This window comes from Streptosporangium sp. NBC_01639 (genome assembly GCF_045209755.1).
Classification (GTDB): domain Bacteria; phylum Actinomycetota; class Actinomycetes; order Streptosporangiales; family Streptosporangiaceae; genus Streptosporangium.
The window spans coordinates 2,571,363-2,584,673 of sequence record NZ_CP109272.1; the positions used below are offsets into that span (position 1 = coordinate 2,571,363).

The 13,311-nt window shown below is 69.9% G+C and carries 14 protein-coding genes; 9 read left to right on the forward strand and 5 right to left on the reverse strand.

Features of this window, described 5'->3' with window-relative positions; all coding sequences use genetic code 11:
* The first annotated feature begins 155 nt into the window (after positions 1 to 155).
* Both leuE and OHA77_RS11520 read left to right on the forward strand, forming a co-directional pair.
* Positions 156 to 806 (forward strand): leucine efflux protein LeuE, encoded by a 651-nt coding sequence (leuE, locus tag OHA77_RS11515; RefSeq protein WP_406317975.1) that lies wholly within the window; start codon positions 156 to 158, stop codon positions 804 to 806.
* Positions 807 to 1,027: 221 nt separating this feature from the next.
* Entirely contained in the window at positions 1,028 to 1,675 is a 648-nt protein-coding gene (locus tag OHA77_RS11520) for a VC0807 family protein (protein ID WP_326820636.1), read from the forward strand.
* Positions 1,676 to 1,772: 97 nt separating this feature from the next.
* Here OHA77_RS11520 and OHA77_RS11525 read toward each other — a convergent pair whose 3' ends face one another.
* Positions 1,773 to 2,456: a response regulator transcription factor gene (locus OHA77_RS11525; protein ID WP_326820635.1), complete on the reverse strand. Its 684-nt coding sequence runs from the start codon at positions 2,454 to 2,456 to the stop codon at positions 1,773 to 1,775.
* On the reverse strand, positions 2,453 to 3,667 hold the full coding sequence (locus OHA77_RS11530; RefSeq protein WP_406317976.1) for a sensor histidine kinase: 1,215 nt from the start codon (positions 3,665 to 3,667) through the stop codon (positions 2,453 to 2,455). Before OHA77_RS11530 ends, OHA77_RS11525 begins: the two co-directional genes overlap by 4 nt.
* A 253-nt stretch (positions 3,668 to 3,920) precedes the next feature.
* On the opposite strand from OHA77_RS11530, the gene OHA77_RS11535 reads away from it, so the two are divergent.
* Positions 3,921 to 4,550 (forward strand): DedA family protein, encoded by a 630-nt coding sequence (locus OHA77_RS11535; protein WP_406317977.1) that lies wholly within the window; start codon positions 3,921 to 3,923, stop codon positions 4,548 to 4,550.
* Positions 4,551 to 4,581: 31 nt separating this feature from the next.
* On the opposite strand, the gene OHA77_RS11540 is transcribed toward OHA77_RS11535, so the two are convergent.
* The gene (locus OHA77_RS11540) at positions 4,582 to 4,983 is read right to left on the reverse strand and encodes a lipocalin-like domain-containing protein (protein WP_326820633.1); all 402 of its coding nucleotides are present in this window, start codon (positions 4,981 to 4,983) and stop codon (positions 4,582 to 4,584) included.
* A 212-nt stretch (positions 4,984 to 5,195) separates the two neighbouring features.
* On the opposite strand from OHA77_RS11540, the gene OHA77_RS11545 reads away from it, so the two are divergent.
* The 3 genes from OHA77_RS11545 to OHA77_RS11555 all read left to right on the forward strand — a co-directional run bounded on the left by OHA77_RS11545 (position 5,196) and on the right by OHA77_RS11555 (position 7,123).
* Positions 5,196 to 5,360 (forward strand): hypothetical protein, encoded by a 165-nt coding sequence (locus tag OHA77_RS11545; protein ID WP_406317979.1) that lies wholly within the window; start codon positions 5,196 to 5,198, stop codon positions 5,358 to 5,360.
* On the forward strand, positions 5,357 to 6,046 hold the full coding sequence (locus OHA77_RS11550; protein WP_406317980.1) for a DUF998 domain-containing protein: 690 nt from the start codon (positions 5,357 to 5,359) through the stop codon (positions 6,044 to 6,046). Before OHA77_RS11545 ends, OHA77_RS11550 begins: the two co-directional genes overlap by 4 nt.
* Positions 6,047 to 6,190: 144 nt before the next feature.
* Positions 6,191 to 7,123, forward strand: a complete 933-nt coding sequence (locus OHA77_RS11555) for an acyl-ACP desaturase (RefSeq protein WP_326820630.1) — start codon at positions 6,191 to 6,193, stop codon at positions 7,121 to 7,123.
* A gap of 76 nt (positions 7,124 to 7,199) precedes the next feature.
* On the opposite strand, the gene OHA77_RS11560 is transcribed toward OHA77_RS11555, so the two are convergent.
* Positions 7,200 to 8,417: an MFS transporter gene (locus OHA77_RS11560; RefSeq protein ID WP_406317981.1), complete on the reverse strand. Its 1,218-nt coding sequence runs from the start codon at positions 8,415 to 8,417 to the stop codon at positions 7,200 to 7,202.
* A 268-nt stretch (positions 8,418 to 8,685) separates the two neighbouring features.
* Here OHA77_RS11560 and OHA77_RS11565 point away from each other — a divergent pair, with 268 nt between their 5' ends.
* The gene (locus OHA77_RS11565; protein WP_406317983.1) at positions 8,686 to 9,729 is read left to right on the forward strand and encodes an esterase-like activity of phytase family protein; all 1,044 of its coding nucleotides are present in this window, start codon (positions 8,686 to 8,688) and stop codon (positions 9,727 to 9,729) included.
* A 192-nt stretch (positions 9,730 to 9,921) separates the two neighbouring features.
* Here OHA77_RS11565 and OHA77_RS11570 read toward each other — a convergent pair whose 3' ends face one another.
* Positions 9,922 to 11,157, reverse strand: coding sequence for an NAD(P)/FAD-dependent oxidoreductase (locus OHA77_RS11570; protein WP_406317985.1), 1,236 nt, complete (start codon positions 11,155 to 11,157; stop codon positions 9,922 to 9,924).
* 241 nt (positions 11,158 to 11,398) lie between these two features.
* Here OHA77_RS11570 and OHA77_RS11575 point away from each other — a divergent pair, with 241 nt between their 5' ends.
* Positions 11,399 to 12,082, forward strand: coding sequence for a pentapeptide repeat-containing protein (locus tag OHA77_RS11575; RefSeq protein ID WP_326820626.1), 684 nt, complete (start codon positions 11,399 to 11,401; stop codon positions 12,080 to 12,082).
* A 569-nt stretch (positions 12,083 to 12,651) separates the two neighbouring features.
* Complete coding sequence (locus OHA77_RS11580; protein ID WP_406317987.1) at positions 12,652 to 13,311, forward strand: hypothetical protein; 660 nt, start codon at positions 12,652 to 12,654, stop codon at positions 13,309 to 13,311.

Below are 13,311 nucleotides of genomic sequence, written 5' to 3' on the forward strand. Positions count from 1 at the left end.
GATTAAATCGATAGGAATTAAAGGTAAATATGCCGGGTGGACCGAATCACCTTCGACGGCGGGACGGCGAGCGGCCCCGAGGGGAGTGATCTTTGAGAGGGTGACCTTTGGGAGAGTAAGGTGTGCATATCCCGTAAAGCCTCTGGAGTACCCCTATGTTCTTCGGCGTCACCGACATCTGGACTTACGTCATCGGTGCCTTCTTCATCATCCTGCTGCCCGGCCCGAACTCCCTCTACGTGCTCAGCACCGCCGCGCAGCGCGGAGTGCGGGAGGGGTACCGCGGGGCGATGGGCGTCTTCCTCGGTGACACCGTCCTGATGGTGCTCGCCGCCGCGGGGGCCGCCTCGCTCCTGAGGTCGACACCGATCCTGTTCGACGTCGTCAAGTACGCCGGAGCGGCCTACCTGGCGTGGCTCGGGTTCCAGATGCTGCGGGGGGCCTGGCGTTCCTGGCGGGCGACGGAGATCTCGGAGGCCGTCCCGGCGGAGAAGGCGGCCGCGGAGAACCCGTTCCGCAAGGCACTGACGATCAGCCTGATGAACCCGAAGGCGATCCTGTTCTTCATCTCGTTCTTCATCCAGTTCGTGGATCCCGCCTACGGCACACCCGCGGTGCCGTTCCTCATCCTGGGGGCGATCTGCCAGCTGTTCAGCGCGGTCTACCTCTCCGCCCTGATCTTCGGCGGAACGTTCCTGGCCCGCCAGTTCCGGGCACGCCGCAAGCTGTCGGCCGGGCTGACCTCGGGGGTGGGCGCGCTGTTCATCGGCTTCGGGGCGAGGCTGGCCACCGCGACGCTCGGCTGACCCGCCGGACGGGCGTACGCGGGGTCATACCCGAATCGTCTGGACCGTAGCGCCCAGGTACAGCGGAGGCATAGACAAGGCTCGGGTACGGTAAATGGCCCGTGAACATCGCAGTAGCCTTTCCGTAAGTTCATACGATGAGCCCGGTACGTCTGATGACCCCGTGCCGGGGTAGGCGCGGATCCCCAGCGCCGGCCATTCCACCGCCTCCGTGGAGCGTTATGAGCCATGTACCCGTCGTCCTCCCCCGCCTCACCGTCCTGGCCCGGCAGGCGGTGCCGAAGGTGCTGGAAGGCGTCGTCGCCCCCCTCGCCGTCTTCTACGCCGCGCTGGCCGTCCTCGGTGAGCGCGGCGCGCTCATCACGGCGGTGAGCTGGGTCTACGCAGGGGTGGGCTGGCGGTTGATCCGGCGGGTCCGAGTGCCGGGGACGATGGTCCTCGCAGCCATCGCGATCACCCTGCGGGCGCTGATCGGGCTGTGGACCGGGAGCATGAAGTTCTTCCTCCTCCAGCCCGAGCTGGGGACGATCTGCATCAGTATGGTCTTCCTGGCGTCGGTACGGCTGAACCGACCGCTGGTGCAGAGACTGACCCTCGACTACATCCACCTGCCCGCGGCGGTGCTGAAGCACGAACGGGTCCGCCGGTTCTTCGCCCGGATCACCCTGCTGTGGGCCTTCGTGCTGCTGACCAACTCCGCGGTGAGCATCTGGCTTCTGGTCCACCAGTCGGTCAGCACCTACCTGCTGGTCCGCACCTCGGTCGTCGCCCTGATCAGCGGCCTGGCGGTGGCCGTGTCGGTCTACGCCTTCCGGCGCGTGCTACGCCGCCTCCAGCACGACCAGCCCCCCGCCCTCACCTCCGCCTAGGAACACACCGGATCCCCCGGTTCGGACGACGCCGGGCAGCGGTGTCGGAGACCGATCGGCGGCGGTGGCGGGAAGGTCCACGATCCGCCGCGGGACCTCAGCCGACTCCGCCGTCCGGCGGTTCGACCGAGTCCGGCAGCCCGGCCTCGTAGGCGAGGATCGCGGCCTGGACCCGGTTGCGCGCGCCGAGCCGGGTGAGGATGGCGCTCACGTGGGCCTTGACGGTGCCCTCCACCAGATACAGGCGACGGGCGATCTGCCCGTTGGACAGCCCTGCCCCGACCAGCGCCAGCACGTCGCGCTCCCGGGGCGTGAGCGCGGCCACCCGCTCGCGGGCGGCCGTCGCGCGGGTCATCCGGCGGCCGCCCGCGAGCTCGGCGATGACGCGGTGCGCGACGCGCGGCGACAGGTAGGCGGCTCCGTCGGCGACGGCGTGGATCCCGGCCAGCAACTCGCGCGGGTCACCGGACTTGAGCAGGAACCCTCCCGCGCCCTCGCCCAGCGCCCGGGCGATGTAGTCGTCCTCACCGAAGGTGGTCAGCATCACGACGGCACTCGCGGGTGCCACCCGGCGTAGCTCGGCCAGGGCCGCGAGCCCGTCCATCCGGGGCATCCGGATGTCGAGCAGGACGATGTCGGGGCGGTGGCCCAACGCCAGGGTGACCGCCTCCCGCCCGTCGCCCGCCTCCGCGACCACCTCGATCCCGTGGTCGGTGGCCAGGATCGCGCGCACCCCGGCTCGGATCATGGCCTCGTCGTCGGCCAGCAGTACCCGGATCACGTTGCTCCGTTCTTCTGGGAGAGGTCTTCCGTCTCCCGGGGGAAGGCCTCCGGCGGGAAGCGCGCCACGACCCGGAAGCCGGCGCCCGTCCATCCCGACGTGAACGTACCGCCTGCGAGCCGTACCCGCTCGTGCAGCCCGATCAGGCCCAGCCCGCCACGGGGACGGCCCGGGGGCGCCGGGGCCGCCCGGTTGGTCACGGTCACCGTGATCTCGTCGGAGGTCCGGAGGACCTGGACCGTCACCGGAGAGCCGGGGGCGTGTTTGGTCGCGTTGGTCAGCGCCTCCTGGACGACCCGGCACGCCGTACGGTCCCGGAGCGACTCCTCGCCGGTCAGTTCCACCCGGACACCCGACTCCCTGGCCCGCTCGACGAGCTCGGCGACGCTCTCCCGCGGCGGGGTCAGCGGTGCCCGTTCACCCTCGCGGAGCACGCCGATGACCGTGCGCAGGCGTTCGGTGGTGTCGGCGGCGGCCTCGCGGAGCTCACCGGCGGCCCTGCGGTGCTGTTCGGCCAGGTCGGGTGCCATCTCCAGGGCGGCGGCGCGCAGCGCGATGAGCGCGAGGTCGTGACCGAGGGAGTCGTGCATGTCCTGGGCGATGCGGTTGCGCTCGTGGAGCTGCGCCTGACCGACGATCAGACTCTGCTCACGGGCGCGCTGCTCCACCCGCTGCCAGCGCAGTCGGCCGACCCCCCACGGCAGGAGGGCGGACAGCAGGATGCCGGACAGCAGGGGAAACCAGAAGCGCGAGGTCGCGGGGTCGGGTCGCGGACCGCAGGAGGTGACCAGGGTCAGGGCCGTGGCCGTGCCCAGGATCGCGGTGAAGGCCAGTGCCGCGGGGCGCGACCTGGCCGCCCGGCGGCCGGTCAGCCAGGAGAGCACGACGATCGCGGGCGTGAACCCGTTCAGGGGGCCCAGCGTGACCAGACCGTCGAGCCTCCAGAGCCGGACGGTGGCCAGGCCCTCGCCGACGTTCCACGATCCCGCCGCCAGGACGATCAGCATGCCCACCAGCGGCGCCCTGCGGCTCACGAGCACGGCGCCGCCCAGCCCGACCGCCCCGGCGACGGCCGCCCATGCCGCCCAGCCGTCGGACGGCTCCCACCAGGGAGGAACCACCGGAGCCAGGACCGCCGGCAGGCACAGCAGTGCCCAGAGCAGCAGGTCGCGCAGCGCCTCCCGCCGGCTTGACCGCCGGACCCACCTCATCACTCCTGCGACGTTACAAGGCCGTCCCGGCTCCGCGTCCCCGCCGGAGGTGGTGGAACTCCCCTGACGAAAGTAGGGGGCCGGGGCAGCCGTTCGCGCGATGCGGCGGATCCCGCCCGGTTTCTAGGTTCGTCGGGACGGATCTCCGAGGAATCTCAGGGGCACGGTTCGCGGACTTCAGGGGCCCTTCCCCGATGCCCGGACCTCGGCGGGCCGTCAACGTACTGGAGAGATCCCCCACAGCCCGAGGAGCATGACCGTGACACAGGCCATCCTGGACATCCTGCATGAGGTGATGACCTCACCCTGGATCTATCCGGCGCTGTTCGCCCTGGCGATGCTCGACGGGTTCTTCCCCGTGGTCCCCGCCGAGACGTCCGTCATCACGGCGGGGGTGTTCGCCGCCTCCACCGGTGCGCCGGACCTCGGGCTGGTGATCGTGGTGGCGGCACTGGGCGCGTTCGCGGGCGACCACGTCTCCTATGCCATCGGGCGCACCACCGGCAGCCGGCTCCGTGCGGGCAGGCGGAGCGGCAAGGCCTTCGCCTGGGCGGAGCGGACGCTGGCCGAACGGGGCGGGCTCGTACTGGTGGTGGCCCGTTACATCCCCGGCGGCCGGACCGCCTGCACCCTCACCATGGGCGCGGTCGCCTATCCCCGGCGTCCGTTCGCCCTTTTCGACGCCGTCGCCGCCGTCTCCTGGGCGGCCTACTCGGGGCTGATCGGCTACGTGGGCGGAGCGGCCTTCGAGAACGACCCGGTCAAGGGCCTGCTGCTCGGTCTGGGCATCGCTCTGTCGATCACCGCGGTGGTCGAGGTGGTCCGGCATGTGCGGCGCCGCAGTACCGCCGTGGAACCGGTCCTCGCCGGCTCGCGTGACTGACCGCCGGGTCGCCCGTCCGGCGGGCCGGTGCTCAGCCCCGCCTCCAGATCAGGGTGTGCCACCTGCCCTCCTCGTCGGCGGCCAGGATGAGCCGGTTGCCGTCGAAGTTCGCCTCGCGGATCTGGATGGTGCCGGTGAAGGACGGGTTGAGTGCCACCTCCACGTCGTGGGCCACATGGCCGTCACGGACCTCGTAGCGGCCCGAGTAGCAGAAGAACGACGTGAAGGCCTCGGCCCGCGCCTGGAGAGGGGCCTTCCGGGGAACGCCTCCGGGCAGCGGCGGACGCCCGGCCTGTGCGATGGTCACGCTCACGTAGCCGTCGGGGGTGTAGCAGAGCAGCCCGACCGCGTCGCGGCCGAACGGGTGGGAGATTCGGCCGCCCGGACGAGTGGTCCGCCACTCGACCAGCCGCCAGGCTCCGACCAGATTCATGCCCGCGAAACTACGATAAACGAAGCCAGCGGGTCAACAACCCCCGACCTTGATATCAGGGAATCCCCGCCCACATCAGGGAGAACCCCTATGGCCCTCGCGTAGCCGGACACGGGACGCTGCTACCAGCCCATCGGAAGACCCTTCCCGGACGCTCCGGTGAGGCGTACCAACCGTCTCGCCGTGTCTTCATCCGCCTGAGAGGAGTGCCCTTGAACGGCCACCTGGTCCAGCCGGGCGACGTCAAAGATCCGTCCTGCCGTCTCGATCATCTGCTCCGCTCCCCCGGACGGCGTGCCAGCATGGGCTGGGCGACCCACGGCCACCGGGCGCTCCTCGCCCGGTCCGGGGCGATCTACCGAGAGGTGGCGCGATGAGTTCCGCGACCGATCCGTTCAGGGGTGGCAGGGCGGGCGGAGAACCGGTGCGCTGGCCCGGCATGGCCGGCGCGGCCACCGCCGTGGCCTTGGTGGCCTACGCGCATCTCGCCGCCGCCGGCACGGTGGACCCGGTGACCGGCCTGGTCGGCGACTACGCCCTGCTCGACGCCAGTGCGTGGGCGATGACCGGCGGCACGATCATTCTGGCGGTGAGCACGATATGGGTCGCGTACGGCCTGGCGCGGGTGGACCCGGCACGTAGCGCCGCGGCGCGCGTGCTGCTCGTCGCGGGGGCGCTGGGCCTCCTGCTCACCGCGGTGTACCCCGCCGAGGCGGCCGCCGGTGTCACCTCGGCCGCCGGGACGATCCACAACTGGGCGGCGGCGGTGGTCTCCACCGCGCTGCCCTGTGCGGGCTGGATGCTGGGACGCCGGTTCCGGGTCCCGGCGCTCTCGGCCGTCAGCGCGGCGTCCGCGGCGCTCCTGGTCGTGTTCCTGGTGGCGCGCCCGGGATCGCCGGCCGCGGACCTGGTCGACGGCACCGGCTATTACGGCCTGGTCGAACGCCTGCTGATGATCGGCGAGACGGCCCTGGTCTTCCTGGCCGCCCGGAGCATGGGGAGGCGCCCGGCCTCCGGCTCTCGGGACGTCGTGGTGGCGGTTCCCGCACAACGGGCCGCGTAGGGCGCGGCCGTCCGGCGTTCACCGTCCGTACCCGGCGGTGAAACCCACAAGGCGGCGTTGAAAGGTCGCATACCTCGCTTACCGGGCTCCGCCTTACCTACGCTAACGTAGGTTACGGTTCCGTAGTCAGTGAGGGAGAGCCTTATGCGAGAGTTCAGTCAGACCGAGCTGCTGCTTGAGCTTGAACCCGTCGTCGCCGGAGAGCTGGACCGGCATCACAAGGTTGCCAAGGAGTGGTTTCCGCATGAGTACGTCCCGTGGTCCCAGGGCAGGGACTACGACGGCGTCTTCGAGGGCGACGCGTGGGTCGAGACGGACTCCAAGCTTCCCGAGGAGGCCCGGACCTCCCTCATCGTCAACCTGCTGACCGAGGACAATCTCCCCAGCTACCACTACGAGATCGCCACCACCTTCGGCCGTGACGCCGCCTGGGGCACCTGGGTGCACCGGTGGACCGCCGAGGAGGGCCGCCACGGCACCGCCATCCGCGACTATCTGACGGTCACCCGCGCGGTCGACCCGGTCGCCCTGGAGCGGGCCCGCATGGTGCACATGGGAGAGGGGTTCACCAACGCCTACGAGGGCGTGCTCCACTCACTGGCCTACGTCTCCTTCCAGGAACTGGCCACCCGCATCTCGCACCGCAACACCGGCAAGGCGTCCCAGGACCCGAACTGCGAGCGCCTGCTCGCCAGGATCGCCGCCGACGAGAACCTGCACATGCTCTTCTACCGCAACCTGCTCAACGCGGCCTTCCAGCTCACCCCGAGCCAGACGATGCGCGCGGTCACCGACGTGGTGACCACCTTCCAGATGCCCGGCACCGGGATCGAGGGGTTCACCCGCAAGGCGATGACCATCGCCAACGCCGGAATCTACGACCTGCGCCTGCACCTCGACGACGTCCTGATGCCCGTCCTGCGCCAGTGGGCCGTCTTCGACATGAAGGACCTGGACTCCGATGGCGAGAAGGCCCGCGAGGAGCTCTCAGACTTCCTCGCCCGCTTGGAGGTCTCCGCCTCCCGCTTCGTCGAGCGTCGCGAAGCCCGCCGCGCCCGCCAGGCCGCCGGCGCCTGACTTCCGCTCCGGGATCCCCGGGACCGTTGGGAACGGTCCCGGGGATTCTTGCGTTCACAGCCGATCGACAGGCACCTCAGGTGATGGGGGCCGGCTCCCGGGCCGGGGACCGGTCGGTCGTGGGCTTCAGGCTGCGCAGGAAGGTCAGGATCAGCAGGGCCGCCAGGCCGGTGGTGACCGGCGGGACCAGGAAGGCCGCGCTGGAGTCGGAGCGGTCCACGAGCTGGCCCGCGACGGCCGCGCCGGCCGCGATGCCCAGGCCGATCGAGCCGTTGAGCCAGGTGAACGCCTCGGTCCTGACCTCGGCGGGCACCAGGGTCTCGACCAGGGTGTAGCCGGTGATGACGGCGGGAGCGATGACGAGGCCGGCCACGGCGGCTCCGCCGTACAGCGTGGGGATGGAACCGGCGAGGGTCAGGGCGGCGGTGGCGGCGGAGAGCAGGCCGACGGTGGCCGCCAGCCGGACCGGGGCGCCGATCCGCCAGCCGACGACGCCGTAGAGGATGCCGCCGGCGAAGCTGGCGCCGGAGAAGGTCGCGTAGATCGGGCCTGCCGCGGAAGCCTGGCCGAGCGCGGCGGTGGAGGAGGTGATGCCGACCTGGAGGCTGCCGAAGACGGTGCCGAGCGCGACGAACGCCGACGCGAGTACGGCCATGCCGCGCAGCCGCAGCACGCCTCGCTGGGAACGGACCCGGATCGGCATCGGCTCGGGGGCGCCCTCGCCGACCGCGGCGAACGCCAGCGTCCCCACCACGACCATGACCAGCGCCGCCAGCAACGCCCAGACGGGCGAGAAACCGGTCGAGACCGCCACCAGCAGCACCGGGGCGAGGGTGAAGGTCAGTTCGTCGGTGATCGACTCGACGGCGAAGGCCGTACCGAGCCTGCCGGAACCACCGAGCAGGTGCGCCCAGCGGACCCGGACCATCGAGCCGACCTGCGGCATCGAGGCACCGGCCAGCGCCGAGAGGGTCACCAGTGCGGGCGCCGGGGCGTGCGACGCCGCGAGTGCCAGCAGCACGCCCAGCGCGACGGCGTGCGCCGCGACCTGCGGGATCAGCACCTTCCGCTGGCCGTACCGGTCGGCGAGCCGCCCGGTCTGCGGGCCGACGACCGCCTGGGTGACGGCACCGGCCGCGGCGGCGATCCCGGCCACGCCGTACGAGCCGGTGGACCACTGCACAAGCAGGAGGATGCCGAGCTGCAACATGGCGTACGGCAGGCGCGCCACGAACGCGGGAACGAGGAACCGCCAGGCCCCGGGGGAACCGAGCACGGCGAGATAGGACTTCAACAGTCTCCGTCCGAGTCCAGACGGAGCGCCGCCCGGTCCGGGGGCGCACCGTCGTGGTGGGCTTCGACCGGGGTAGATACCGCTGGTAGCGGCCGCCGTGCGGTCATTGCAGGTATTCGTTCAGAACACAACAATCAGCCATCTTAAGCCACAAATTGGACTTACTCTGTCCGCGGGCGGTCGGCGCAGAGGAGGCCTGGATGAGCCTTCGGAAGCCGCGAAGCTATCATCCCAAGATCTACAACTATTCGGTTTGAAAGGTCTGGCTGTGCAACTGCGCGTACCTCCCCTCGCCGCCGCGGTCCTGATGGCGATCTCCTCCTTTGCCATCGCGACTCCTTCGGCCCAGGCCGCCGAAAGCAGCACCCACAACGCCTGCTCCAACTGGGTGGACATCGACGGGTTCTCCGACACACTGGACAAGGCCGTCACCGGCGACGCCACCGTCAGCGAACTGTCGGGCCTCTCGGTCGACGCCAACGGGCAGATCCTCGCGGTGGCCGACGAATCTCGTCTCTTCACCCTGGACTCACGGACCAAGCGGCCGGTATCCGTCCTTCCGCTCGTGGACGAGAACGGGCAGCCGCTGGACTCCGAGGCGGTGGCGGTCGACCGCGACGGCACTCGGCTGGTGACCTCCGAGACAGAACCGTCCATCCTCCGCTACACCCGTACGGGCAAGTTCATCGGCCGCCTGCCGGTGCCGGACTCCCTCCAGGTCGCGCCGGCCGGGAAGGCCGCAGACAACCTGACGTTCGAGGGAATGGCGCTGCTACCGGGCGCCGACACCCTCGTGGCCTCCATGGAGGGCTCACTCACCGGCGACAGCGCCGGCATCCGCCGCCTGCAGACCTGGCGCCGCGCCGGAAATTCCAGCAACTTCCGCGTTGCCGCCCAGTACGGCTTCCAGGCTGACGCGGGGCTGAACATCTCCGACATCGCGTCCGCGGGCGACGGCCGGCTGCTGGTGCTGGAGCGCGGATACACCCCGGGCGTCGGCAACACGGCGCGTCTGTCCCTCGCCGACCCGCGGCGTGCTTCCGACGTCAGCCGTGTCGACGCCCTCACCGGCCAGCCCGGGGTGCGGTTGGTGTCCAAGACCCTTCTCGCCGACATCGCCGACTGCCCGTCCCTCGGCGCCACCACCAAACAGCCTCAGCCGAACCCGCTGCTGGACAACATCGAAGGCGTCACCGCGGTCGGGCACACACGCGACGGCCGGTTGAAGCTGCTGATGGTCAGCGACGACAACGGCAACGCCACGCAGATCACGCGACTGTACGAGCTCACCGTCCGGCTTCCCCGCTCGTAACGAAAGCCGCCGGTTCACGGCTCGGCTTCCTGGTCCGGCCCCTCGGATCCGTCCGGCCGTGATCGCCGAACGCCGGATCGACGTCGGCCGACGCGTGCCGCACGGCCCTCGGCAGGCGGCGAACCCGGCCATGGACGGATGGCCCGTGTCCTTCGCCGCGACCGGTCGCGGCGAAGGACACGGGATCGCCGGTCAGCCCTTGGCGAGGTCGGCCGGCGGGACCGAGAGGTCGGCGAGCCGGGCCGGGTCGACCCGGGCGCCACCGCGGATCAGGTCCTGGACCGGGCCGATGCCGTCGTCCCACTGGTTGACGTGCATGCCCGCCACGACGCGGCCCCCGGAGAGCCAGAAGGCGTAGAAGGTCTGCGCCTCCAGGTCGCCACGGGTGACGACCGCGTCGTACCCGCCGGGTGCGAACCAGCCGGAGAACTCCATGCCGACGTCGTACTGGTCGGTGAAGAAGTAGGGCGGCCGGTCGTAGACGACCTCCTGGCCGAGCATCGCCTTCCCCGCGGCCTGGCCGCCGTTCAGCGCGTTGGCCCAATGCTCGGCACGGATCCGGGTGCCGTACAGCGGGTTGAAGGCGTTGGCCACGTCACCGGCCGCGTAGATGTCGGGGTCGTCGGTACGCAGCGACTCGTCGACGACGATCCCGTTGTCCACGGCCAGGCCCGCCCGCTCGGCGAGTTCGGTGTCGGGCCGCACCCCGGTACCCACGATCACCACATCCGCCGGGATCTCGGTGCCGTCGTCGACGGTCACCGCCCGGACCCGACCGTCGCCGACGAGACCGGTCACCTGGCGTCCGAGCCGTATGTCGACGCCCTGACGCCGGTGCACGCCGGCGAAGAAGGCGCCCATCTCCGGACCGAGCGCGGTCTGCAGCGGCGCCGGCTGCGGCTCGACGACCGTCACCTCGCAGCCGTAGCCCCGGGCGGCGGCCGCGGTCTCCAGCCCGATCCACCCGGCGCCCACGACGACGACCCGGCCACCGTCCCGGATGGCCGCACGGAGCTTCTCCGAGTCGCCGACGGTGCGCAGATAGTGAACGCCGTCCAGGTCGGCACCGGGCACGTCGAGGGGACGGGGAGACGAGCCGGGGGTGAGCAGCAGTTTGTCGTAGCCGATCGTCCGGCCGTCGTCGAGCTCCACCCGGTGCCCGGCCCGGTCGACGCCCGTCACGCGGTGCCCGAGCAGCAGTTCGACGGCGTTCTCCGCGTACCAGCCCTCGTCGTGGACGTAGGCCTTGTCCCTCTCCTCCTTGCCGATCAGGTAGCCCTTCGAGAGCGGAGGCCGTTCGTAGGGGCGTTCGGACTCTGCGCCGATCAGCACGATCCGGCCCCCGAACCCCTCCTCCCGCAGCGACTGGGCCGCCTTTGCCCCGGCCAGGCCCGCTCCGACGATGACGAATGTCTGCTCGGTGGTCATGATCTGTTCCTATCCGATTCGTACCGGTTCCAACGGACGCGGAGGACGCTTCTCCGGGACTCGCATCGGGGCCACCGCCTTGACCCGTCCGGCGGACGCAGGCTCCGTCCTTGCGGACTCCATTGGCCGATCGCCACCGCTCGGTGTCCGGTTCCGTCGGCCGGCGCCGAAACCGCTCGGCTCCGGCTCCGATCGGAGGTGGGACAACCGGCCCGCCTCCGGCCTGGCTAAGCTCCGCCGCATGCCTTCTCACATCTCTCCGGCCCGGTCCCGGCGTCTGAAAGAGCCCCTTTCCCCCAAACTGGCGGCGTCACTCGTCACCGTGGAACTCGTCGATGACGATCTTGAGGAGGACGGCGCCTACTCGTCGACGGAGTTCAGGGGCGTCGATCTGACATCGCGGAACGCCGACGGCGTCGAGTTCGACGGATGCCGGTTCGTCGACACGCGGTTCTCGGGTACGGCGATGCGCCGGGGCGGCTTCTCCAACGTGGAACTGGAGCGCTGCGACCTGTCGGGCATGACGGCCGGCATGGCCTCGATGCACCGCACCCGGGTGTCGGCGAGCCGGTTGACCGGGATGACCTGGACGGAGTGCGGGTTCAAAGACGTGACGTTCGACGGCTGCCGCGCCGACCTGACGGCGTTCCGGTTCTCGACCTTCAAGAACACCGTCTTCCGCGACTGCGCCATGCCGGAGGTCACCTTCCAGAACGCGGACTTGAGGGGGGTCCGGTTCGAGCGTTGCAACCTGACCGGGGCCCAGTTCTCCGGGGCACAGTTGGAAGGGGCCCGCTTCGCCGAGTGCGTGCTGCTGGGGATCGGCGGGGTGACCAGTCTCCGAGGGGCGACCATCAAGAGCCAGGACGCCCAGGGGCTGGTCTACAGCCTGGCGGGCGCCATGGGGATCACCATCGAGGATTGACGCGCTCGACGCACCGGGCGCCGATACTCACCGGACGGCAGTACTTACCGGACGCCGATTCGCTCCGGCGGCGAATCGGCGTTTCCTGTCCCGCTCCGCGGGAGGGTCCGGCGTGAACACCGGAGCGCCGCGGACGAATCCGGTGGTCCGCCTGCGCCGAGGGCGCGATTCACCACGCGAACCGCTTTCACCGCCGCCGCCCGGGACGCCTCTCCGTTTTCCGTTGATATCTACGGCGGGCACAGGGCCGGGAATGCCGGCGGGCGCGCAGGATTCCCATAAATACTGAAAAGGCGGTTTGGACAGGTTGCTCCACCCGTACAGCGACAATTTACAAAAGGGCAGATAGATCGCCCAACAGCCAGAATGGGGCCGCTTCACAGATCCAGGAATATGCAAGTCCAATGGTCGAACACATGCGTAAAGTTTCGTTTACCTTCGATGTTTGCAAACTCCCCACACTCCGAAGGGAGAGTTTATATGTTTCCTAGGCCGACAAGATCGCACTGCGAATGGGAATACCAACCGTCTCACTCGTGATGCGCCATTTTGTATAAGGAGTATGCTGCATGCCATCGAAGCGACAATTCGTCCGAACCACGGTGACCTGCGCCCTCGCAGCGGCGACCGTCATGAGTCTCGGAGCTTTCTCCTACGCGCAAACCAGCATCCCAGCCGCCTCGCCCGCCCCGCAGTCCCGGGCGGCGGACCCCATCGAGCCCAAGGGCCGCGCCCTGACCGCCGCCGAGATCCGCAGGAAGGGACTGAGCCAGTACGTCGACCTGTCCAACCTGCGGGAGACCCCTCCTCGCATCGTCGACGCCTCCAGGAACAGGTCCGCCGCGAACGTCCTGGCCCCCGTCAAGCGGCCCAGCAAGAGCAGCAACAGGAACTACGTCTCCGGCTGCTGGTATCTGCAGACGGGATACGGCGCCCCCAACCTCGGGGGGACCGCCGACCACACCTGGTGCGGTGACGGCAACCGGGTCACCTACACCTCGGCGAGCTGCACCGGCGGTTCGAACGGGCCCACCTACAAGTACGAGGGCTGCCAGACCGTCGAGAACTACGGGGTCAACTGGAACGTCTGGGACGTCACCGACCGCTGGCACTTCTGTACGCAGTACAACCCCCAGACGGGCGCCTGCGCTTCCCGGATCCACCCGTGGCAGAAGAACCGCTACGGCGCCAACGGGCAGGTCTGGCTCCTGGCGTGGAGTAACAGCTAA

What these genes read in the sequence shown, in the direction of transcription:
- OHA77_RS11570 (WP_406317985.1), bottom strand. Translation starts at nt 11,157, where the DNA reads ATGACCACCGAGCAGACATTCGTCATCGTCGGAGCGGGCCTGGCCGGG.
- leuE (WP_406317975.1), top strand. Translation starts at nt 156, where the DNA reads ATGTTCTTCGGCGTCACCGACATCTGGACTTACGTCATCGGTGCCTTC.
- OHA77_RS11530 (WP_406317976.1), bottom strand. Translation starts at nt 3,667, where the DNA reads ATGAGGTGGGTCCGGCGGTCAAGCCGGCGGGAGGCGCTGCGCGACCTG.
- OHA77_RS11520 (WP_326820636.1), top strand. Translation starts at nt 1,028, where the DNA reads ATGAGCCATGTACCCGTCGTCCTCCCCCGCCTCACCGTCCTGGCCCGG.
- OHA77_RS11555 (WP_326820630.1), top strand. Translation starts at nt 6,191, where the DNA reads ATGCGAGAGTTCAGTCAGACCGAGCTGCTGCTTGAGCTTGAACCCGTC.
- OHA77_RS11535 (WP_406317977.1), top strand. Translation starts at nt 3,921, where the DNA reads ATGACCGTGACACAGGCCATCCTGGACATCCTGCATGAGGTGATGACC.
- OHA77_RS11540 (WP_326820633.1), bottom strand. Translation starts at nt 4,983, where the DNA reads ATGAATCTGGTCGGAGCCTGGCGGCTGGTCGAGTGGCGGACCACTCGT.
- OHA77_RS11580 (WP_406317987.1), top strand. Translation starts at nt 12,652, where the DNA reads ATGCCATCGAAGCGACAATTCGTCCGAACCACGGTGACCTGCGCCCTC.
- OHA77_RS11550 (WP_406317980.1), top strand. Translation starts at nt 5,357, where the DNA reads ATGAGTTCCGCGACCGATCCGTTCAGGGGTGGCAGGGCGGGCGGAGAA.
- OHA77_RS11575 (WP_326820626.1), top strand. Translation starts at nt 11,399, where the DNA reads ATGCCTTCTCACATCTCTCCGGCCCGGTCCCGGCGTCTGAAAGAGCCC.